This is a genomic window from Prauserella cavernicola (assembly GCF_016595675.1).
GTDB classification, from domain to species: Bacteria; Actinomycetota; Actinomycetes; order Mycobacteriales; family Pseudonocardiaceae; genus Prauserella_A; species Prauserella_A cavernicola.
Genome location: NZ_JAENJH010000014.1, coordinates 39,771 through 60,391 on the forward strand (window position 1 = coordinate 39,771; position 20,621 = coordinate 60,391).

General features: G+C 70.7%; 18 protein-coding genes. 12 read left to right on the plus strand and 6 right to left on the minus strand.

What is annotated here, in order from left to right:
- Positions 1–20 precede the first annotated feature (20 nt).
- Positions 21–824: an alpha/beta fold hydrolase gene (locus JHE00_RS32915; RefSeq protein ID WP_200325830.1), complete on the plus strand. Its 804-nt coding sequence runs from the start codon at positions 21–23 to the stop codon at positions 822–824.
- 83 nt (positions 825–907) lie between these two features.
- Here the strand turns inward: JHE00_RS32915 and JHE00_RS32920 are convergent, their stop codons facing one another.
- On the minus strand, positions 908–2,068 hold the full coding sequence (locus JHE00_RS32920; RefSeq protein WP_200325832.1) for a PucR family transcriptional regulator: 1,161 nt from the start codon (positions 2,066–2,068) through the stop codon (positions 908–910).
- 222 nt (positions 2,069–2,290) lie between these two features.
- Here JHE00_RS32920 and codB point away from each other — a divergent pair, with 222 nt between their 5' ends.
- From codB to JHE00_RS32935, 3 genes are all read left to right on the plus strand, one after another.
- A complete protein-coding gene (gene codB / locus JHE00_RS32925; protein WP_200325835.1) occupies positions 2,291–3,589 on the plus strand; it encodes a cytosine permease in 1,299 nt (432 codons plus the stop codon).
- Positions 3,590–3,598: 9 nt separating this feature from the next.
- Positions 3,599–5,113, plus strand: a complete 1,515-nt coding sequence (locus JHE00_RS32930; protein ID WP_200325837.1) for an amidohydrolase family protein — start codon at positions 3,599–3,601, stop codon at positions 5,111–5,113.
- A gap of 321 nt (positions 5,114–5,434) precedes the next feature.
- On the plus strand, positions 5,435–6,295 hold the full coding sequence (locus tag JHE00_RS32935) for a VOC family protein (RefSeq protein WP_200325839.1): 861 nt from the start codon (positions 5,435–5,437) through the stop codon (positions 6,293–6,295).
- Positions 6,296–6,891: 596 nt separating this feature from the next.
- Here the strand turns inward: JHE00_RS32935 and JHE00_RS32940 are convergent.
- The gene (locus tag JHE00_RS32940; RefSeq protein WP_200325841.1) at positions 6,892–7,638 is read right to left on the minus strand and encodes an SDR family NAD(P)-dependent oxidoreductase; all 747 of its coding nucleotides are present in this window, start codon (positions 7,636–7,638) and stop codon (positions 6,892–6,894) included.
- Positions 7,639–7,743: 105 nt separating this feature from the next.
- Here JHE00_RS32940 and JHE00_RS32945 point away from each other — a divergent pair, with 105 nt between their 5' ends.
- The 3 genes from JHE00_RS32945 to JHE00_RS32955 all read left to right on the plus strand — a co-directional run bounded on the left by JHE00_RS32945 (position 7,744) and on the right by JHE00_RS32955 (position 9,752).
- Complete coding sequence (locus JHE00_RS32945) at positions 7,744–8,343, plus strand: TetR/AcrR family transcriptional regulator (RefSeq protein ID WP_200325843.1); 600 nt, start codon at positions 7,744–7,746, stop codon at positions 8,341–8,343.
- 155 nt (positions 8,344–8,498) lie between these two features.
- Positions 8,499–9,167, plus strand: coding sequence for a DNA alkylation repair protein (locus tag JHE00_RS32950; protein ID WP_307832216.1), 669 nt, complete (start codon positions 8,499–8,501; stop codon positions 9,165–9,167).
- 84 nt (positions 9,168–9,251) lie between these two features.
- The gene (locus JHE00_RS32955; protein ID WP_200325845.1) at positions 9,252–9,752 is read left to right on the plus strand and encodes a polyketide cyclase; all 501 of its coding nucleotides are present in this window, start codon (positions 9,252–9,254) and stop codon (positions 9,750–9,752) included.
- 240 nt (positions 9,753–9,992) lie between these two features.
- Here JHE00_RS32955 and JHE00_RS32960 read toward each other — a convergent pair whose 3' ends face one another.
- The 3 genes from JHE00_RS32960 to JHE00_RS32970 are packed head-to-tail and all read right to left on the minus strand — an operon-like array spanning position 9,993 to position 13,988.
- On the minus strand, positions 9,993–10,922 hold the full coding sequence (locus JHE00_RS32960; protein ID WP_200325847.1) for an IclR family transcriptional regulator: 930 nt from the start codon (positions 10,920–10,922) through the stop codon (positions 9,993–9,995).
- 7 nt (positions 10,923–10,929) lie between these two features.
- Entirely contained in the window at positions 10,930–12,537 is a 1,608-nt protein-coding gene (locus tag JHE00_RS32965) for an FAD-dependent oxidoreductase (RefSeq protein WP_200325849.1), read from the minus strand.
- Positions 12,534–13,988 carry an aldehyde dehydrogenase family protein gene (locus JHE00_RS32970; protein ID WP_200325851.1) on the minus strand — a complete coding sequence of 485 codons (1,455 nt, stop codon included), beginning with the start codon at positions 13,986–13,988 and terminating at the stop codon, positions 12,534–12,536. The genes JHE00_RS32965 and JHE00_RS32970 overlap by 4 nt, the downstream gene beginning before the upstream one ends.
- A gap of 98 nt (positions 13,989–14,086) precedes the next feature.
- Here JHE00_RS32970 and JHE00_RS32975 point away from each other — a divergent pair, with 98 nt between their 5' ends.
- Genes JHE00_RS32975 through JHE00_RS32985 form a run of 3 tightly spaced genes read left to right on the plus strand, consistent with a single transcriptional unit; the run spans position 14,087 to position 16,992 of the window.
- Entirely contained in the window at positions 14,087–15,847 is a 1,761-nt protein-coding gene (locus tag JHE00_RS32975) for a thiamine pyrophosphate-binding protein (protein ID WP_200325853.1), read from the plus strand.
- Positions 15,848–15,862: 15 nt separating this feature from the next.
- Positions 15,863–16,579, plus strand: coding sequence for a hypothetical protein (locus JHE00_RS32980; protein ID WP_200325856.1), 717 nt, complete (start codon positions 15,863–15,865; stop codon positions 16,577–16,579).
- Positions 16,576–16,992 (plus strand): type II 3-dehydroquinate dehydratase, encoded by a 417-nt coding sequence (locus JHE00_RS32985; RefSeq protein ID WP_200325858.1) that lies wholly within the window; start codon positions 16,576–16,578, stop codon positions 16,990–16,992. The genes JHE00_RS32980 and JHE00_RS32985 overlap by 4 nt, the downstream gene beginning before the upstream one ends.
- A gap of 64 nt (positions 16,993–17,056) precedes the next feature.
- Here the strand turns inward: JHE00_RS32985 and JHE00_RS32990 are convergent, their stop codons facing one another.
- Positions 17,057–18,169 carry a Gfo/Idh/MocA family protein gene (locus JHE00_RS32990; RefSeq protein WP_200325860.1) on the minus strand — a complete coding sequence of 371 codons (1,113 nt, stop codon included), beginning with the start codon at positions 18,167–18,169 and terminating at the stop codon, positions 17,057–17,059.
- A 125-nt stretch (positions 18,170–18,294) separates the two neighbouring features.
- On the opposite strand from JHE00_RS32990, the gene JHE00_RS32995 reads away from it, so the two are divergent.
- Both JHE00_RS32995 and JHE00_RS33000 read left to right on the plus strand, forming a co-directional pair.
- Entirely contained in the window at positions 18,295–19,650 is a 1,356-nt protein-coding gene (locus JHE00_RS32995; protein ID WP_200325862.1) for an MFS transporter, read from the plus strand.
- A complete protein-coding gene (locus JHE00_RS33000; protein WP_200325864.1) occupies positions 19,647–20,618 on the plus strand; it encodes a sugar ABC transporter substrate-binding protein in 972 nt (323 codons plus the stop codon). Before JHE00_RS32995 ends, JHE00_RS33000 begins: the two co-directional genes overlap by 4 nt.
- The last annotated feature ends 3 nt before the right edge of the window (positions 20,619–20,621 follow it).

Below are 20,621 nucleotides of genomic sequence, written 5' to 3' on the forward strand. Positions count from 1 at the left end.
ACTGAGCCGAGGGGTGAATCATGCCGCAGGTGACATCGGTCGACGGCACGGCGATCGGGTACGACCGGCTCAGCGACGACGGCCCCCCGGTGGTCCTCGTCGGTGGCGGACTGGACGACGGCACCGAGAACATCCCCGTGGGGAAGCGCCTGTCGGACACGTTCGCCGTGGTCACCTACCGACGGCGCGGACGCGGCGACAGCGGCGACACGCAGCCGTACTCGGTGCACCGCGAGATCGAGGACCTCGCCGTCGTCATCGAGGCGGCCGGAGGGCGGGCGCACCTGTTCGGCGCGTCCTCCGGCGGGGCGCTCGCCCTGGAAGCGGCCGCCGCCGGGCTGCCCGTCGACCGGATCGCCGTCCACGAAGTTCCCTACCTGCTCGGGGACGCGATGGTCGCCGCGTGGCGCGACTACCTCGCCGACCTCGCGACGGCGCTCGACGCCGACCACCGGGACCAGGCACTGCGACTGTTCATGCGCCTCGCCGGCTCCTCGGACGAGGAGATCGCGGCCGCCGAAACCGCACCGGTCTGGTCGGAGCTGCGAACACTCGCGCCCACACTGCGCTACGACGCCGCGTGCCTCGGCGACGGCCGACCTCCCACCGCACGACTCGCCGCCGTGACCCAGCCCGTGCTCCTGACCACTGGCGCGACCGTCGACGCCCATTCCGCGGAACTGCCCACGGATTTCTTCGCGGCCGCCGCCGAGGCCACCGCCGCCAGCCTGCCGAATGGGCGACACGCGACGCTCGAACTCCCCGGGCACGTCCCCGACCCTGCCGTTCTCGGATCCGTGCTCACCAGGTTCTACACCGGGTGAACGATTCCAGACCGCACACGCTCCGCTCGATCGCGGCCGCGCCGGCCCACGTCGAGCACCGGCGTCGGCGTGACGCCGCCGTGCTACGCCGACGCCCGGGTGGAGGTCGACGGCGCGCCGGTCGGCCAGGCCGGCAACGGCACCGGCTTCGCCGGGCTTCTCGTCGTCGCGCCCACGACCTGACCGGATCCGGCGACCTCGGTTCTCGGCAGCGCCAGCGCCAGCGCGGCCAGATCGGTGGGCACCGCCGGGTTCTTGCCGGTCAGCGCGTGGATCCTGCGCAGGCGCTTTCGGACGGTGTTGGCGTGCAGGAACATCCTCCTGCCGCACGCGGTCACCGAACCGTCGCAGTGGAGGAGCTCCTCGAGCGTCACCACCAGGTCCGCGTCGTGCAACCGGTCGTAGCGCGCCAGCGGCTGGTAGAGGAACTCACGGAACGGCTGCAGGTACCCGGCCGGCAGACACCGGCTCAGCGAGTCGAGTGAGGCGAGATCGGCCGCGGTGGCCGGGAGCTGCCGGGTGCGCGCCAGCGCCAGCGCGTCGAGGGCCTGCTGGATCAGCCTCGGCACGTCCTGGGGTTCCCCGCGCCCGCTCACGGCGTGCACCAGGCTCGCCGGGCACCGCAGCGTCCCTCGGTGCAGCACCAGCACCTCGTCTCCCAGGTCGGCGACCAGCGCCTGTTCGGGAAGGTCCACACCGGACAGGTCGCCGGTCTGCAGCCCCGTCACCTCCAGGTCGGCGCCGTCGAGGAACGGCGCACGCGCGAGCAGTGCGTCAGGACGCGCTCTGCCCGTGCGGACCAGCTCGACGAGGTAGCCGTTCTCCCTGCGCTCGCGGTACAGCACCCGTTCCCTGGCCAGCCGCTCGGTGAAGAGGATGAACGGCGCCGTGGGCGGGATCTCGAACACCGGGATGCCGAGCCGGTTCGCTTCCGACACCAGCGCGTCGGGAGCGCAGTCGTGCACGACATGCACGGCGTAGCCGATCGCGGCGGGGCCGGTGGCCGCCAGCGCCGTCACGAACTGGGCGCACGCCCTGGCGTCGCGCAGCAGCAGACCCGTGACGAGCACGAGCTCCCCGCCCCGCAGGTACGGCGACGGATCGAGCAGGTCGGAGGCCTGCGCCCAGCGCACCCGCCGTTCCAGCCCGACGGGACGGCCGACCAGCCGGAGCCCCTCGGCCCAGCCGAGTACGTCGAGTACGCGGATCGCCGGTGCCGCGCTGTCGTCGAGGGCCGCTGTCATACGGCGCGACGCTACGAGCGTCCTGTGACTCGCACGTTAACCCCGAGGTCGGTGATGTTGCGCGCCGGTGTGCGATCGGACACCGGGCGGCCCGGCCGTGGTACAGCTCTGCTACATCTGCGCCCCGGGGCTTCACCGCGCGGCCCTCATGGCCCTTTAATCCGGAGATCCACTCCCGCGCCGACGCGGGTCCAGGTCCCCCACCGCTTCCGAGGAACCATCGTGACAGCAGTGCCTTCCACTCCCGCTCCGCCATCACCGCCCGTCGACCGCGACTACCCGCTCGACCGGGTCCCCGTCGCCGAGCGCAAGGGCGTCGCCTCCGTGGCGGTGGTCATCGCCGGCTTCGGCTTCTTCACACCGACGATGGTGACCGGCGGCCAGGTCGCCGTCGGCTTCACCTTCGCCCAGTTCCTGGGCCTCGCCCTCGTCGCCGCGCTCGTGCTGGCCTGCTACATCGCGACCATGGGTGTCGCGAGCGCCCGCACCGGCCTCACCACGGTCCTGCTGGCCCGCCTCGTACTCGGCAAGCTGGGCGGCAAGTGGGCCTCGGTGCTGCTGGGCGGCACCCAGGTGGGCTGGTACGGCATCACCATCGGCGTGCTCGCGACGCTGCTGGGCGGCGCGTTCGGCTGGGACACCACGTGGCCCATCGTGGTGGTCGGCGGCATCGCGATGGCCGTCACGGCCTACCACGGTTTCAAGGGCATCGAGTTGCTCTCCTGGCTCTCCGTCCCGCTCATGACGGCGCTGTGCGTGTGGATCTCGTTCTCCGCCGTGAACGAAGCGGGCGGCTGGGCGGGCCTGTTCGACCACGTGGGCACGGGCGGCACGAGCATCGGTGTCGCACTGACCCTGATGATCGGCACCTTCATCAGCGGCGGCACCCAGATCGGAAACTGGACCCGGTTCGCCAGCGGTGGCCGGCTGGCCTTCGTCGTCACCGCCTGCACGATCCTGGTCGTCCAGGCGGCCATGTTCTTCTTCGGCGGCATCGGCGCGGTCGGCTACGGCGAGCCCGACTTCGCGAACGTGCTGCTGCTCATGGGCTCGGTGGGGATCGCGGTCCTACTGATCATCTCCAACCTGTGGACCACCAACGACAACGCGGCCTACGCGTTCGGGGTCGCCGGTGCGGAGCTGACCGGCAAGCCCGACAAGCGGCCCTTCGTCGTCGGCGGTGTGATCATCGGGATCATCATGGCGATCACCGGGATCGCCGACGCGCTGACGGCGTTCCTCACGGTGCTCGGGGTGCTCATCCCGCCGCTGGGCGGCGTCATCATCGGCACGTTCGTGTTCGTGTGGAAGCGAAAGGACCCCGGCACGGACCTGGGTTCGGTGCCGCTGGTGCTGTGGCCCGGACTGCTGTCCTATCTGGGCGGCACCGCGGTGGCGATTGCGGGAGCCACCTTCGACGTCGGAATACCCGCGGTACAGGGAATCGTCGTCGCCATGCTGCTGGCCCCCGCCCTGCGAGGACTGGCCGGCCGTGGCGAGCACACGCAGGAAGGCAGGTAGGACACGAGCATGGCCATCGTCATCCGCGACGCCGAGGTCATCACGATGGACGTGCGGACGGGCAGCACGCCCGTCACGCGCAGCATCCGGATCGAGGACGGTGTGGTCGCCGAGCTCGGCGCCACCGTCCGGGTCCAGGACGGCGACACCGTCGTGAACGGCCGCGACCGGCTGGTGTGCCCCGGTTTCGTCAACGCGCACACCCACTCGTGGGAGTACCTGGCGAAGGGCCGCTACGACAACCTCCCGCTCGAGCTGTGGATGCTGTACTCCTACCCGATCCTCGGCGGGAAGCCACTGCCGCCGGACCTGGTTCGGCTGCGCAGCCTGCTGTTCGCGGTGGAGTCCGTGCGCTCGGGCGTCACCACGCTCGTCGACGACGTCCTGGAGACACCGAGCCAGGACTTCGCCCAGCTGGACGCCGTGTTCGACGCCTACGACGCGGTCGGGGTGCGGGCCAACATCTCGGGCCACGTCATCAACCGGCCGTTCATCGACACCGTGCCGTACGCGGCGGAGTGGCTTCCGTCCGATGTGGTCGATCAGGTGCGGGCCACGCCGTTGCTGAGCGCGGCCGACTACCTGGACTTCAGCCAGGAGGCCTTCCGCCGCTACGCGGGCAGGGCGGACGGCAGGCTGCGCTACATGCTCGCCCCGTCGGGGCCGCAGCGCTGCACCGACGACCTGCTCGCCGGCGCGACCGAGCTGGCGCTGGCGCACGACGCCGAATGCCACGTGCACGTGCTGGAGACCAAGACGCAGGCGGTGACCGGCCGCGAGTTCTACGGCACCACGCTGGTCGAGCACCTGCGCCGGATCGGCGCGCTGTCGGCCAACACCACGCTGGCGCACGGCATCTGGACCACCGACTCCGACATCGCGACGCTCGCCGAGTACGACGTGTGCGTCTCGCACAACCCGGTGTCCAACCTCAAGCTCGGGTCGGGCATCGCGCCGTGGCGCCGCTACCACGATGCCGGGGTCACGCTCGGCCTCGGCTCGGACGGCTGCTCCAGCAGCGACACCCCGCGACTGCCCGAGGTGCTCAAGGCGGCCGCGTTGCTGCACAAGGTGACCGAGCCCGACCACACGGCCTGGTCGACCGCCGACGAGGTGCTGCGGGCCGCGACGCTCGGCGGTGCCCGCAGCGCCCGGCTGCACACCGACATCGGGTCCCTGGAGCCGGGCAAGAAGGCCGACCTGCTGGTCTACGACCTCAACACGCTCGCCTTCACGCCGCGCAACAGGCTCGACCTGCAGCTGGTGTACTCCGAGAACGGCAGCTCGCTGCGGCAGGTCATGGTCGGTGGCGAGATCGTGGTGGACGACGGTCGGGTCACCACCGTCGACGAGGAGGCGTTGCTGGCCGAGCTGCGCGACCGCCTGCCCGGGATCCAGGCCGAGCAGGACCGGGTGGAGAGCCGCAACACCGTGTTCCACGAGGCGTTCGAGCGCATGTACCGGACCTGCGCGGCCGAGGACGTCGGCGTGCACCGGTGGTCTGGCCCTCCGGGCGCGAGCTGATCGGACACCGCGTCCGCGGTGAGGGTGGTGGCGGCCGCGGTGATCGACGCACCAGACCGCGGCCGGGCGCGCTGCCCGGCTCCGGTCGGCAGGGCTCAGCCGACCGTGCGTGCCTGGTGCTGCGCGCCCACCGAACCGGCACGGGCCCACTGTCCCTCGTGAACCCGGCCCCCTCCCACCCCGACCGCTGACGTCGCCCTCTCCTGCCATGCGCCGATCTTCCCGTCGGCTCGACGAACTCACATCCAGCGGAATAGTTGAGCATTCAATAAAGTTGACGATGGCATGAGCACAAACACACGCCTCGCGGCCGACACGTCGATGGGCGCCGTCACCCTGAACGTCGCAGACCTGGACGGCATGACCGCGTACTACCGCGATGGGGTCGGCCTGGCCGTGCTGGCGCACACAGGGTCGCAGGTGACCCTCGGGCGGTCTGGCCAGCCGGTCGTCGTACTCGTGCACACCCCGGGCCTGCGGCACGCCTCGCCTCGCGATGCCGGCCTGTTCCACACCGCCATCCTCTTCGACACGGAGGCCGCGCTGGCCGCGGCGGTCTACTCTGTCGCGCGTCGGCGCCCCGCATCGTTCACCGGCTCCAGCGACCACCTGGTCAGCAAGGCCTTCTACTTCGACGATCCCGAGGGCAATGGTGTCGAACTGTACTGGGACCGCGATCGCACCCAGTGGAGCTGGACCCACGGGCAGCTCGAGATGGGAACTCTCTTCCTGGATCCGAACGTGTTCCTGCGTGACCACCTCGACGAGCGCGGGCTCGCAGGAGAGCCGATCGGGGATGCGCGGGTCGGCCACATCCATCTTTCCGTCGGCGACGTAGGAATGGCGCGCGACTTCTACGCCACCAAGCTGGGCTTCGACGTGACGCTGACCCTGGGTGATCAGGCGGTGTTCGTCAGCGCGGGCGGATATCACCACCACATGGCGATGAACGTATGGAAGAGCCGTGGTGCGGGCCGGCGTCAGCAGACCCTCGGCCTCGGCCGAGTGGACATCGAAGTGCCGTCCGCCGATGACGTCGGCGAACTGATCGAACGCATGCGGCACTACCAGGTCCCCGTTCAGGACGACGGCCGAACGGTCAACTTCGAAGATCCGTGGGCGAACGCGGTCAGCCTCACCGTGGCCGACGCCCCCGACGGAACCGCCGAGAACCACGGATAACGGATTTCCGGCGTCGGGAGAAAGGACAGCTGTGACCGAGCAGTTGGTCGGCGGGAGCTACAAATTCGACATGGGGCCACTGAAGGTGGCGTTCACTGCCGACTCACCGAGGCAACGGCGCGCTGGGGACGCATTCACTGCTCCGCCCCCGGCGCGGGGACGGCGGCAAGGTCGTTCCAGGCGACGTCGTAGTCACGGTGCTCACACCAGGTGCGGGCCAGGGCCGCACGGATGTGGTCGCTGATGCGGACGGGCGTCACTAGCGGGGTGTTCGGACAACCTGGCGGCCACGAAGCCGCGTAGGTCGCTCACGAGCTGCTCCTTGGTGGTCGTGCCGGTGCCGGCCTTGGTCGTCGACATACGCCTGATCAAGCCGGAGCCACACTGCCACGATCACTCGGGTGGCACCGCCTCGTTGCGGAGCCCCCCGGGCTGCGAAGTGGCGGCTTCCGGCGCGCAATCCGGATCCGCTCAGTTCCAGATTCGGGGCGACGCCGGCCACGGACGGCTGTGACAGAAGTGGCCCGGGAATCTGTCATGAAGGGGCCGTCGCCCAGCCGCCACCGCCGTCCGTGGCCGCCTGCCGCGAGGCCGGACTATGCGCCGTAGCCGCCGTCGATCCTCAGCACCGCACCGGTGACGTAGGAGGCCTGCGGGCTGGCGAGGAACACGACGCCTGCGGCGATCTCCTCCGGCCTGCCGTACCGCCCCATCGCCGTTGTCGGAAGGAACATGGCCGCGGCCGGGCTGTCGGCGGGGTTTCCTTCGGTGTCGATGAACCCGGGCTGGATGACGTTGACCGTGATGCCCCGGTGCGCCAGATCGCGGGCTGCGCCCCGGCTGAAGCCCTCGAGGGCCGACTTCGTGCCCGTGTAGTACGCCATCCCCTGGAAACCCGCCCGAGTAGCGACACCCGAGCTGATGCTGACGATCCGTCCCTCATCGGGTAGCACCGGCACCGCCGCGTGGATCCCGGCCACCACGCTGGTGTAGTTGATGGCGAGCTGCCGATCGATCGCAGCCTGGTCGACGAGCTCACTGTTGACCAGGCCGCCACCACTCGCGGCCGCGTTGTTGACCAGAATGTCCAGCTTCCCGAACTGCTCGACCACGCTCCGGATCAAGCCCGCCGCCTGCGTCGCGTCCGCCTGGTCGGCCCGGAAAGCCACCGCACGCACACCCTTCGCCTCCAGGTCGGCGACCACGGCTTTGGCCTGATCCGCCGAGGACGAGTAGCTGATCGCGACGTCGGCTCCCTCGTCGGCCAGCGCCAGAGCCGACGCCGCCCCGATCCCCCGCGAGCCTCCGGTCACGATCGCCACCTTGTTGTCCAGCTTTCCCATGTGCTTCTCATTTCCCCTAGATGCAACGTGTCACGGAGTTCTTGACCGTACGGTCCACCATAAGCATGGTGGACCGTACGGTCAAGAATCCGTATCCTGGTTCGCATGGCACGTCCGCGAGCGTTCGACGAGAAGCAGGTCCTGAACGCCGTCCGTGATCAGTTCTGGGACGCCGGTTACGCCGCGACCTCGCTAGCAGACCTGATGCGGGTCAGCGGCCTGGGCAAAGGCAGCCTGTATGCGGCGTTCGGCGACAAGCGTCAGCTCTTTCTCCGGGTCCTGACCAGCTACACCGATGAACTCCTCGGCCACCTTCGCGAAGCCCTCGCCGAGGCTCCACGCGCCCTGGACGCACTACGCACGCTCCTCGATGCGCCGATCGACGACTCGACCGGCGCCGGCCCGCGGCGTGGCTGCCTGATGGCCAACAGCACCTGCGAACTCGGTAACGCCGATCCGGACGTCCTCGACCACGCCCACCGCACCTACGAGGCGTCCACCGCGCTGATCGCCGACTGCGCCGCCCGCGCCCAACGCGAGGGAGACCTACCGGCAGAAGCGGATCCGATCGCTCTGGCGCGGGCCCTCCTGGCCGCGCAACAAGGGCTCGTGTTCATGAGCCGGACCGGGCTGGACACGGCCACACTCACTGCCACAGCACGATCACTCGCGGCTCAACTCCTGCCGGACCACACCGGCGGCTGAACCCGCAGGCGCACCCGGACCGTTCGCACTGAGCCTTGCCAACCTGGGTGAACCCGCGGTGCAGGGCCGGACTGCGTGCCGTGCCCTCGAATGACGCGATCGAGGTCGGAGACGCTGACGTAGGCTGAAATCCGCCGTACGACGGAGGAGGGCGAGTGGCCGAGACGACGGTGGCCGAGGTGATGTCCGAGCTGGCCGCGCTCGAGGACCCGAAGGCACGCGCGGTGAACGAGCGGCACGGTGACGACCACGGCGTCAACCTCAGCAAGCTGCGCGCGCTGGCGAAACAGCTGAAGACGCAGCAGGATCTGGCGCGCGAGCTCTGGGCGACGACCGACTCCGCCGCGCGGCTGCTGGCGCTGCTGATCTGCCGTCCGAAGGCGTTCGACCGCGACGAGCTGGACGTCATGGTGCGCGAGGCGGGCACACCCAAGGTGCACGACTGGGTCGTGAACTACGTGGTGAAGAAGAGCCCGCACGCCGAGGACCTGCGCCTGGCCTGGTCCGCCGATCCGGATCCGGTGGTCGCGAGCGCGGGCTGGGCGCTGACCACCGAACGCGTGGCGAAGCGACCCGAGGGCCTCGACTTCGCGGGGCTGCTCGATGTCATCGAGGTGGAGCTGAAGGACGCCCCGGACCGGCTGCAGTGGGCGATGAACCACTGCCTGGCCCAGATCGGCATCGAGCACGCCGAGCACCGCGCTCGCGCGATCGACATCGGTGAGCGCCTGGAAGTGCTCAAGGACTATCCGACGCCACCGAACTGCACGTCCCCGTTCGCCCCGACCTGGATCGCCGAGATCGTGCGACGCCAGCACGCCTGACCCCGCGAGCCGTCGCCGCGGTCCCGTCCTCGTCGTGTTGGCCGCCGACGCTTCGCCCCGGAATGGTTAGTGGAGGATGGATGCATGATCGGTGATCGCTGGGGTGTGAGCGACAGCGAGATCGCGCGAACCTATCCGTGCGACGACTTCGTCACCTCACCCACGCTGCAGGCCTGGCGAGGGGTGAGTGTCGAGGCGCCCGCCGACGCAGTGTGGCCGTGGGTCGCGCAAGTGCGGCTCGCACCGTACTCGTACGACTGGATCGACAACCTCGGCCGCCGCTCACCCCGCGAGCTGGTCGCGCTTCCCGAACCTCGGGTCGGAGAGAAGTTCACCGCCGCCGGCGGGCGCAAACTCGGCCGGATCGTCTCGGTCGCCCCGGGAGAACAGTTGACGGGCGTCATCATGGGCGCCGTCATGTCCTATGTGCTCGTCCCGCAAGCTCACGACACATCGCGCCTGCTGCTGAAGCTGGTCATGCGCACCAACCGCTGCGTGGCCGTCGGGCTGTCCATCGGCGATCTCGTCATGGCTCGACGGCAGTTGCTCAACTTCAAGCTGCTCGCCGAGCAGCACCAGCACTGAGTCGCAAGCCGCTGTGCGGCCACAAAAACAACGCCGCCGAACACCTCTTGTCGCTCCGGTCCCGCGGCTTCACCCACGCCGGTTTGTGGGTGCTCGGCACCAACGAACGCGCGCGGCGTTTCTACCATCGCCACGGCTGAACCGGCACCGGAGGTTCCCAGCTCGACTTAGGACCCGGCGGCACCGAACTGGACGAACGACGGCTCCACCGCGAGCTGGGCCGGATCGGGCCACGCGGAGCTACGCAGGAGCGGGAAGATCCTCGGGCCTGACGGTCTCGACCCACGGCAAAGCCTCCGGGCTCACGTCGTCCACGGAAGCCCAGCCGGCCGGAACCGGTGGGCCTCCCAGCGCACGACTCGCGGCGGCCGCGGCGCACCGCACGTGGCCGGCGATCGCCGGAACGCGTTCGAGGCTCAGCCGCTGCACGGGACCGGACACGCTGATGCTCGCCACGACCGTGCCCTCAGGGCCGACGATCGGAGCGGACACGCACCGCAGGCCCTCCTCGAGTTCCTCGTCGTCGAGCCCGAACCCGTCGGCGCGCAGCCGGGTGAGGTCCGCGACGAGCGCGTCGACGGACCGGACCGTCCGCTCCGTCCGCGCCTCCAGTTCCCCACCGGAGTAGAGACCGTCAAGTTCGGCCGGGTCGAGGCCCGCAAGCAGGGCCTTGCCCATCGAGCTGACGTAGGCGGGAGCGATCTTGCCTGCCCAGGAATGCATCCGTACGGTGTGCCAGCCGTCGGTGACGGACACCGTACGAGCGTTGCCCCCCTCGAGCACGGCCATGTGCCCGGTCTCACCGGTCTGCCAGGTCAGGCGGGCGAGATGCGGTACGACAACCCGTTCGAGGTCGAGGTCCTGACTGGCCAGCGTACCGAGCGCGGCCAGCTTGCCGCCCAGCCGATAGGTCCCCACGGTGTCGCCCGGCTCGAGGAACCCGGCGTGTGCCAGGGTCGCCGCGATGCGCGACGCGCTGGACTTGTGGACCCCGAGATGGCGTGCCATCTCGCCGATCCCGACCGTCGGGCGGTCCCTGCGGAACATGTCGAGCACGACAAGCCCGTGGAGGAGGGCGCCGACCAGCCGTCGATCGGCCGTACGCCCCTCCGAGGCCGTCGATTCCGTCACCATTGTCCGCCCCATCCGGCCGGTCACCGGCTTGTTCACCCGCGGCTCACCATGACGGTGATCCGCTTTTCACGACGGCGTCGAGCGTACTGCTGCCGGCCCGGCGCGCGATCGCCCGGCCCGCGCGGTACCCGAAGGTCATCCCCACGGCGAGCGTCGCCCCAGGACCGGGGTAGCCGTCACCGGTCCAGGCGGCCGCCGCGTTGCCCGCAGCGTAGAGGCCAGGGATGGAGGTCCCGTCCGGGCGCAGGACCTCACCGTCCACCGAGGTCCGGGGACCGCCCTTGGAGCCGATCGTGCCGGGCAGCAGCCGGATGGCGTAGAACGGCGGGCGGTCGAGCGGTCCGAGGTTCGGCGCGTGCGCCAGGTCCGGGTCGCCGTAGTAACGGTCGTAGATCGACTCGCCGCGACCGTGGTCGTGGTCCTGGCCCTCGGCGCACACACCGTTCCACCTCGCCACGGTCTCGGTGAGGCCGTCCGGGTCGATCCCCGCCGCCAGTGCCAGCTCGCGCAGGTCGGCGCCCTGGGCCACGTGCGGTGGCACGGGGCCGTCGGCGGGCAGCCCCGGCAGGGGATAACGCCGCCGGAAGCCCTCGTCGACCACAAGGTGGGCGGTCCCGCCGTGGGCATGCAGCGCCTTGCCGATCTCGTTGTACGGCAGTGCCTCGTTGAGGAACCGGCGTCCGTCGGCGTCGACCACGATCTGCCGGGGCACCCCACGCTCCCGCACCAGGGAACGTGGGTAGGCGGCCCCGTCGACGCTCTCGCCCGGCACCTGGGTCATCGGCATCCACCAGCCCTCGCCGGTGTCGTCGATCGCGGCGCCGAGCCGCTCGGCAAGCTCCAGCGAGGCTCCGGTGCAGCCCGGCGCCGAAGCGGACACGGCCAAGGCGGATGGCATGCGGCCGCGATGGGCGTCGTCGCGGTCGTAGCCGCCGGTCGCGAGGACTACCGCGCCGGCGCGCACTTGGCGGGCCCCGCCGAGCGTCACGACCAGGTCCTCTTTGTCCTCACGCAGGCCGGTGACCTCACAGGAGGCGACGATTCGCACCCCGGCCCGCACCGCGCCGTCGATGAGCGCCGCCGCCAACGCCGGGCCTCCGGTGCGGATGCCCGCAGCCATCCGACGCTCGAGTAAGGCGTGGTCGAACCGATCAGGGCGCCGCCAGCGTTCCCACTCGGCGTGGGTGATCGGGCGGTATCCCGGGGCGACGCGGATCTGCCCGGCCTGTGGGACCAGGTTGCCGAGCGTGATCGGCTCCATGTCGAAGCAGCGCCCGCCCGCGGTCGCGCCATCGAGGTGCTGCAGGTAGTCCGGGTAGTTCGGGCACACTCGCCACCGGTGCGGGGTGGTCCGCTCAACGAACTCCGCCATCTCGGGTGCGGTGTGCGCGAGCGCCTCGACGAACTCCGGGTGCGCCGGGTCGTAAACCTGTGCCAGGTAACGAATGCCCGCTTCCACGGTGTCCGCCGCGGACCGGTAGCCGGGGATCCAGACCCGGCCGCCGGACAGCGCGGTGGTGCCGCCGAGTTCCGCACCGCTCTCCGCGACGAGTACGCGGAGCCCAGCACTCGCGGCCGTGATCGCGGCCATGAGTCCCGCCGCGCCCGAACCGGCGACGAGGCAGTCGTAGTGGTCCTCGACGTTGGTCACGAGTCCTCCGGTCGGCGCAGGTTGAGCACGATGATCTTGGGATCGGTCATGTCCTGGACGGCGTAGCGCGGACCCTCCACGCCGAGGCCGCTGTCCTTCACACCGCCGTAGGGCATGAGGTCGGCGTGGTAGCTGGAAGTGTCGTTGACGATCACGCCGCCGACCCGCAGCGTGCGGGCCAGATGGAAGGCCCGGTCGAGGTCGCGGGTGAACACGCCGGTCTGCAGGCCGTAAGGGCCCTCGTCGACGATCCGGGCCGCCTCGTCGGGGCCGTCGACCGGGACCAGCGCCACGACCGGTGCGAACGCCTCGTGTTCCAGCAGCCGCGACCCGGGCGCGGGATCGACCACCAGTGCGGGCCGTAGCACCGCACCGTCCACCGCTCCGCCGACGACGGCGCCCCCCGCCTCGGCGACCCAATCGCCCGCCCGCCGTGCCTCGGCTGCGTCGATGAGCGGGCCGACGTCCGTCGCCGGGTCCCGTGGGTCTCCGGCACGCAGTTCCGCGACGGCGCGGCTCAGCCGCTCGGCGAGCTCGTCCGCGACCCGCCGGTCCACCAGCAGCCGCTGCACGCTCGTGCACACCTGGCCCGCCTTCCGAAAGCCCGCCCGCCGCACCAGGCGCGCGACCAGGTCTAGGTCGGCGTCGGCGGCGACAATCGACGCGCTGTTGGACCCCAGCTCCAGGTGCAGCCGAGCAAGCCCGGACGCCGCCTTGATCCTCCTGCCGACGGCCGTGGAGCCGGTGAAGGTGAAGAACCGGATCCGGCTGTCCCTGACCAGCGCGTCACCGGTCGTCTCTCCCGGCCCGCAGACCACCTGCAGCAGTCCAGCAGGCAGGCCCGCGTCGAGCAGGATCCGGGCGACGGCGAGGGCGGACAGCGGGGTCTGCTCGGCGGGTTTGAGCACCACGGCGTTGCCGGCCGCGATCGCGGGGCCGACCTTGTGCACGACCGTCGAGAGCGGAGCGTTGAACGGCGCGATGGCTCCCACCACACCCACCGGGACGCGGATCGTGAACGCGAGCCGGTGCTCGCTGCCGGGGGTCGCCTCGACCGGTACCTGTTCCCCCGCGACCCGCACGGCCTCGCCGGAGCAGAGCCGGAACAGCTCGGCGGTGCGGGCGATCTCGCCGTCCGCGTCCGCGGGCGTGAACCCGGTCTCGGCGACGTAGGTCTCCCTCAGATCGACGGCTCTGTCGGCCACCAGTTCCGCGGCGCGGCGCAGGATCCGTTCGCGGTCGGCTGGCGGCAGCGGCACTCGGCTCGCCCTGGATGCCACCGTGACCGCTTCCGCGACCTGCTCCGGCGCGGCCTGCGCGAGCTCGGCCAGCACCTCGCCGGTGAACTTGTCGCGGACCGGGAAGGTCGCGCGGGTTCGTTGCCATTCGCCGTCGATCAGCACCCCGGTCTCCGCGGAGGCGGATCGGGTTGTCGGTCGGGTCACCGTCATCGAGGCCCTCCTTGCGTCGTCACCCCGAGACTACCTATTGTCTCGCATGAGACAAGGGGTTGGCTTATATGCAACGTACGACGATGAAGGAGTCGCCGATGTCCCGTAGCGGAGCCGAGGTCATCGTCGAGCACCTGGTCCGGGAGAACGTCCCCTACGTGGTCGGCCTGTGCGGGCACGGGGACCTCGGGCTGCTCGACGCACTTCACGACCGCCAGGACGAGATCGCGACGATCTCGATGCACCACGAGTCGGCGGCGGGGTTCGTCGCCGACGCCTACTACCGCATCCGGCACCGCCCGCTGGCCACGTTCACCTCGTGCGGGCCGGGCTCGGCGAACCTGCCGGTCGCGCTCGGATCGGCCCTGATGGACGACTCGGCCTTTCTCGCCATCACCGGCAACGTGGCCACGAGCCAGTTCAGCCGAGGGCCGTTCCAGGAGTCCGGGCGGCACTTCCAGGCCGACTTCCCCAGCGTGGTGAAGCCCTACGTCAAGCGCAGCTTCCAGGCCACCCGCCCGGAGCAGCTGCCGGTCATGCTGCGCCAGGCCTTCGACACGATGCGCGGTGGCAGGCCCGGGCCGGTGCACCTGGACGTCCCGCTGGACGTGTTCGTCGAACGGACCGATGCCGACACCTCCGGGTGGGCGGGTACCACGGCCGCCCGCACCGGCGCCGCCGCAGAGCAGGTCGACGCCGTGCTCGAGCTGCTCGCCGAGTCGGAGCGGGTGGTGATCGTGGCGGGTTCGGGGGTCGAGACGGACGAGGCCAGGGCCGAGCTCGCGGCGTTCGCCGAACTCGTCCAGGCGCCGGTGGTCACCTCGCCGCTGGGCAAGCCGGCGCTGCCCTCCGGCCACGCCCTCGCGCTCGGCGCCGCTGGCCGCAACGGGACGCTGCAGGCTAACCGCGCCACCCGCAACGCCGATCTCGTCCTCGCGTTCGGGACCCGGTTCGACGACCGGTCCACCAGCTCGTGGCTGCCGGGCTACACCTACTCGTTCCCCAAGTCCCGGTTGGTCCACGTGCATGTCGATCCCCTGGAGATCGGCCGCAACTTCCCGCCCACCGTGGGGATCCCGGCGAGCCCGCGCGAAGTGCTGCGCCAGCTGGCCGCCGCTGTTCCCCGGCAGGTGCCGCCGAGCAGGCACGCCTGGCTGGACCGGACAGCGCGGTGGCGACGGGAGTGGGAAGCGCACGTCGCGCCGCACCGCAGCAGCGACGCCGTACCCATCCGGCCCGAGCGGGTGCTCGCGGACCTGCGCGGAGTGCTGCCAGCCGACGCGATCCTGGTCAGCGACGTGGGCGTGCACCACAACTGGATCGTGCAGGAGTGGCCCGTCGAGCACGGAACTCTCCTGCAGAGCTGGGGATTCGCCTCGATGGGCTTCGGCCCGGCCGGGGTGCTCGGTGCCCACCTCGCCGCCCCCGAGCGCGCCGCCGTGGCGGTCGTCGGGGACGGCGGGTTCCTCATGTTGCCGAGCGTGGTCGCGACCGCGGTGCAGTACGCGATCCCGGCCGTGTGGCTGGTCTGGAACAACGGCGGGTACATGTCGATCCGCGACCAGCAGCACGCGTACTTCGGCGCCGACCGCGAGCTCGCCACCACGTTCCGCATCGCCGCGACCGGCGAGCCGCACCGCACCGACTTCGCTGCCATGGCCAGGTCGATGGGCGGCGAGGGCATCACCGTGACCCATCCCGCCGATCTCGGCCCGGCGCTGGAAACCGCACTCGCCTCCCCCGCTCCCGTTGTGGTCGACGTGCGGGTCGACGACGCCGTTCACCCGCCCGCCGTCGCCACCTGGGCGCTGCCGCCCCTGCCACATCCCGAACCGGCCTTCGGCTGGCCGGACTACTGACCAGAAAGGACGATCATGGCCCTCATCGGACGCGCGTTCCTCGCGATCTGGAACGACCTCGCCGACGGCACCCACGAGGCCTGGAGCCACTGGCACTCGGCCGAGCACATTCCCGAGCGCATCGCCACCCCCGGCTTCCGCCGGGCCCGGCGCTGGCTCGATCCCACCGACCCCGAGCACCCCTACTTCTGCCTCTACGAGATCGACGACCTCACCGTCCTCGACGGCGCCGAGTACCTCGCCCACCTCGACAGCCCGACCCGGTGGAGCGCACAGAACATGGGCTCGTTCCGGAACTACCTGCGATCGATGTGCGTCCTGCGCAGCACCGCGGGGACCGGCACCGGCGGCCATCTGGCCACCGTGCGGCTCTACGGCGAGCCCGACCCCGCCGACATCGAGGCGGTCGTCGGCAAGGTGACCGGAGCCGCGGACGGCGCCGCGGGCCTCGTCGGGGCGCACACCGGCACCTACGACACGAGCAGACTCGGCAGGCAGACCACCGAGAGCAGGTTGCGCGGGAACGCGGGCGCGGGCCAGGAGCCCTTCGCCGCCGTGGCCATGGTCGAGAGCCTCCGCCGCGAGGACGCCGTCGCCGCCGCCGACGCACTGGTGGCCGAGTTCGGCGCGATCGCGGGCGTGCGCTCCGCCGCGCGCTCCGTCTACACCCTCCACTTCGCACTCACCGACGCCGATCCGTCGTCCTCGGGCGGGAAGGAGCAGCACGCATGAAGATCGCCGTGATCCAGGGACCGAACCTGGACCGGCTCGGGCGGCGCAAGCCCGAGCGCTACGGAACGCGGACCCTCGACGACGTCACCGCGGAGATCGACAAGGCCGCGGACGAGCTGGGCGTCGAGGCGGTGCACGTTCAGTCCAACCACGAGGGTGCGCTGATCGACTGGTTCCGCACGGTGCAGGACGAGGTCGCTGGGGTGATCGTCAATCCGGCCGGGCTGACCACCTACGGCAAGTCCCTCTACGACACCCTCTCCGACGCCGACCTCCCGGTCGCGGTGGTGCACATGTCCGCGTACTTCAAGTACGACTCGGTGGATCTGTTCGCCGATCTCGCCGACGTCTACCTGTGCGGCCTGAAGTCCCATGGCTACGTCGTCGCTCTCCAGGAGCTGGTGAGCCGATGAGCGCGCTCGCCTGACCTCGACGGGGCCGGGTCACCTCGCGGGCCCGGCCCCGTGCGGCGCGTGGTCATCCCACGGGTACGCCCGGCAGCAGGGCCGCCGGGTCGAGCCCCACCTCCTCGAGCGTGGTGATCGCGCCCCCACGGGAGGCCGAGAGGTACGCCGCGTCGAGCGCGCCGATGGTGCGCAGGTTGTTCCGGCCGCTGTGCACCGGCTCGGTGCCCGTCTCGATCGCGTCGAGCAACCTGGCCAGACTGGTGCCGAAAGCGGGTGCGAAATGCCCGGTGTCACGGTAGTAGCGCGACACCGGGTCCGCTCCGCGGTAGCCGAGAGACCATCGAGCGTCCCCTCGGGCAGCGTGCCAGCGGGTGGCCTCGATGCTCGCGTGCTCGCCGTCGACGCGCAGCCGCGCCTCCGGCAGCCCGGCGGAGAGCCAGCTGGAGGTCATCGACGCCACCAGGTCGTCGGCGAAGAAGAGCTGGATCGCCGTGAACAGCTCACCCTGGTAACCGAGACTCGGGCTGCGGCGCAGCACAGCGCTGACGGCGACCGGGGGCCGGTCGGCGAGCCAGAGCACCCGATCAAGGATGTGCACGCCGAAGATCGCCAGTTCGAGGCGCTCGTCCCTGGCCCGCCAGTCCCCCTCGGGCAGCACGCGGTCCTGGAAGTTGCTGTGGTGCAGATAGCGCAGCGAGCCGAAGTCCGGGTCCGCGAGCGCCGCCTTGGTCGCCTCGATCTCGGGGAACCAGCGGAAGTTCTGGTTCACCGCGAGCGGAACGCCCTGACGCCGCGCGAGTTCGGTGTAGCCGAGCGCCTCGATCGCCGAGTTGCCGAAAGGCTTCTCGACCAGGATCGGCAGCCCTGCCTCCAACACGACGGGCACCACGTCGGGCCTGGCCGAGGGCGGGGTCACGTCGATGACGACGTCCACCTCGCCGCTCGCCACCAGGTCCGCGACGGTGGCGAACCGGCTTGCGATCCCGTGCCGCTCGGCGAAGGCGGTCCGGACGCCCTCGTCCGGGTCGCACACGGCGGTGATCACCGCTCTGGCGGCCCGCGCCGGCCGGGCCGGGGTGGCCGCCTCGCCGGGATGCCCTGGATCCGCACCCAGCACCTCCCGGATCCCCGCGACGTGCCAGTGCGCGATCCGTCCCGTGCCGACCAGGCCGATGCGATGCATCGCCCACCACCTTTCGTTGCGCAATAACCAATCCCTTGCCTGTCGCGAAACCCTATGCAACCGTGGCACCGGCGGTCAACGTCCTCGACCGCCGCGGCCGCGAGGCCCGACCCAAAGGAGCGTCGATGCGCACATCCGAAGTGGACATATCCCCGCTGCAGTCGGGGGCGGCCAAGATGTTCCGCCGTGTCGTTCCGCTCACGACCGCCGCGTTCGTCATCGCCTACATCGACCGCGTCAACGTCGGCTATGCCAGGGAAGCCCTCGAGGCCGATCTCGGGATCGGCGCTGCCGCCTACGGCATCGGCGCGGGGATCTTCTTCATCGCCTACGCGCTGTTCGAAGTGCCCAGCAATCTGCTGATGCGCAGGGTCGGTGCCAAGGCATGGTTGACCCGGATCATGGTCAGCTGGGGCGTGGTCAGCGTCGCGATGGCGCTGGTGCAGGGTGAGGTCTCGTTCTTCGTGCTGCGCTTCCTGCTGGGTGTTGCCGAAGCGGGCTTCGTTCCCGGCGTCTACCTGCTGTTGAGCCAGGTACTGCCGAACAGCCACCGGGGCCGCGCCGTGTCGATCTTCCTCATGGGCTCCGCGTTCGCGACGATCATCGCGGGCCCCTTCTCCGGTCTTCTGCTCGGCATGGACGGGTTCGCCGGGGTCACCGGCTGGCAATGGATGTTCGCCATCCAGGGCGGGATGGCACTGGTGTTCGCCCCGCTGATGTACCGGTTGACCATGAACTCCGTGCAGGAGGTCCCCTGGCTCAGCGCGGCCGAGAAGTCCGCGCTCGCCGAGGAACTGCGCCAGGAGCAGGCCGAACGCGACCGGGGACACGGCCCAGCCAAGCCTTCGGTCTGGTCCCTGCTGATGAAGCCGAGCGTGGTGCTCCTGGCCTGGCTCTACTTCAGCGGTGTCACGCTGATCTACGCCACGACCTTCTGGCTGCCGACGATCGTGCACGGCTTCGGCGGGCTCTCGGACATCGAGGTCGGACTGATCTCCTCCATCCCGTGGGTGGTCGCCATGGGCGGCATGTGGTTGTTCGGCCGTTCCTCCGACCGCGTCACGGACCGGCGTCCCCTCATCTCTGCGTGCTTCGTCCTCGCCTCCATCGGGATGTACGTGTCGACTCTGGGCAATCCGGTGTTGCAGATGGCCGCGCTGTCACTGGCCGCGATCGGCTTCAAGAGCGTCAACGCCATCACCGTCGCGATCTCCCAGCGGCTGCTCGACGTCCGGATCGCAGCGGCGGGCCTGGCCCTTATCACGGCGATGGGCAATGTCGGCGGCTTCGTCGCCCCGACACTGTTCGGCTTCGTCGAAGACGCCACGGGCACGGTCACGGCAGGGATCTACACATTCGCCGCGACGTCGGTGCTCGCCGCACTGAGCGCGTTCCTGCTGCCCAGGGTCACCCGCCGCGACCCCGCCGCTGCGGCCCGGCCGGCGGGCGACGCGGCAGGGCAGGCAGGCTCGGTCCGGTGAACCGGGGTCGGACGCCGACCGTCGCGCTCGTCGGCAAGAACGACGTGAACCCCGCCTTCCGTGGCGCCGTCGCTGCGGCCGAGCGCACCGCCCGGCGACTCGGCGTCCGGCTCACCCCGGCTGTGCCCCGCACTCCCGACGACGTCGACGAACAGCTGGCGTTGCTGCGGAACCTGGTGGCGGAGCCGCCCTCGGCCGTGCTGCTCGTCCCGGCGCACACCCGCCGCCTCGAGCCCGCCTTGGCCGCGCTCGCCGAGGCGGGGGTGCCGACGGCGCTGGCCGTCGGCCGCACGACACCGCAGCGGGCGGTGCTCACTGTCGGCTCGGACGACCGGGCGATGAGCCGCGACCTCGCACAGGCCTTCTGCACGGCGCTCGGCGGACGTGGGCGGATCGGCATCCTCGATGGAAACGCGTTGAGCGCCAAGGCTCGGCCCCGCGCGAACGGATTTCACGACACCCTAGCCGAGTACCCGGACGTCCGGGTGGTGTCGCGTGGCGACGGCGCTTTCCTGCGTGCTCCCGCCCGCAGCCTCACGGCCCGCTCGCTCGATGCCGTCCCGGACCTCGACGGGAATCTGGCGGCGAACGACTTCATGGCCATGGGCGTGCTCGACGCACTGTCCACCCGGGAGCACGCCCTCACCGTCGCCGGAATCAACGCGACACCCGCGGGAGTCGCCGCGGTGCGGGCCGGTCACCTGGTCGCGACGGCGGCCTTCGACGCCCCCGGCATGGTGGCGGCGGCGCTGGAGGGCCTCGTCCGGCACCTCGGCGGCGAGCCGGTTCCATCGGAGGTCGTCCCGCCCACTTGTACCGTGACCAGAGCCAACGCCGCGCGATGGTCCGCAGGCTACGAGAACCGAGTACTCCCCGGCTGGGCGACGATCCTGGCCCACGCGACCGCACCCGCCATGTCGTCGGCCACCGATAACCGCACTCGCCGCACCGGCGACCGATCCTCGTGAGGA

Coding starts and splice junctions, on each gene's coding strand:
- JHE00_RS32915 (WP_200325830.1), top strand. CDS start 21: ATGCCGCAGGTGACATCGGTCGACGGCACGGCGATCGGGTACGACCGG.
- JHE00_RS32920 (WP_200325832.1), bottom strand. CDS start 2,068: ATGACAGCGGCCCTCGACGACAGCGCGGCACCGGCGATCCGCGTACTC.
- JHE00_RS32930 (WP_200325837.1), top strand. CDS start 3,599: ATGGCCATCGTCATCCGCGACGCCGAGGTCATCACGATGGACGTGCGG.
- JHE00_RS32935 (WP_200325839.1), top strand. CDS start 5,435: ATGGGCGCCGTCACCCTGAACGTCGCAGACCTGGACGGCATGACCGCG.
- JHE00_RS32940 (WP_200325841.1), bottom strand. CDS start 7,638: ATGGGAAAGCTGGACAACAAGGTGGCGATCGTGACCGGAGGCTCGCGG.
- JHE00_RS32945 (WP_200325843.1), top strand. CDS start 7,744: ATGGCACGTCCGCGAGCGTTCGACGAGAAGCAGGTCCTGAACGCCGTC.
- JHE00_RS32955 (WP_200325845.1), top strand. CDS start 9,252: ATGATCGGTGATCGCTGGGGTGTGAGCGACAGCGAGATCGCGCGAACC.
- JHE00_RS32970 (WP_200325851.1), bottom strand. CDS start 13,988: ATGACGGTGACCCGACCGACAACCCGATCCGCCTCCGCGGAGACCGGG.
- JHE00_RS32975 (WP_200325853.1), top strand. CDS start 14,087: ATGTCCCGTAGCGGAGCCGAGGTCATCGTCGAGCACCTGGTCCGGGAG.
- JHE00_RS32980 (WP_200325856.1), top strand. CDS start 15,863: ATGGCCCTCATCGGACGCGCGTTCCTCGCGATCTGGAACGACCTCGCC.
- JHE00_RS32985 (WP_200325858.1), top strand. CDS start 16,576: ATGAAGATCGCCGTGATCCAGGGACCGAACCTGGACCGGCTCGGGCGG.
- JHE00_RS32990 (WP_200325860.1), bottom strand. CDS start 18,169: ATGCATCGCATCGGCCTGGTCGGCACGGGACGGATCGCGCACTGGCAC.
- JHE00_RS32995 (WP_200325862.1), top strand. CDS start 18,295: ATGCGCACATCCGAAGTGGACATATCCCCGCTGCAGTCGGGGGCGGCC.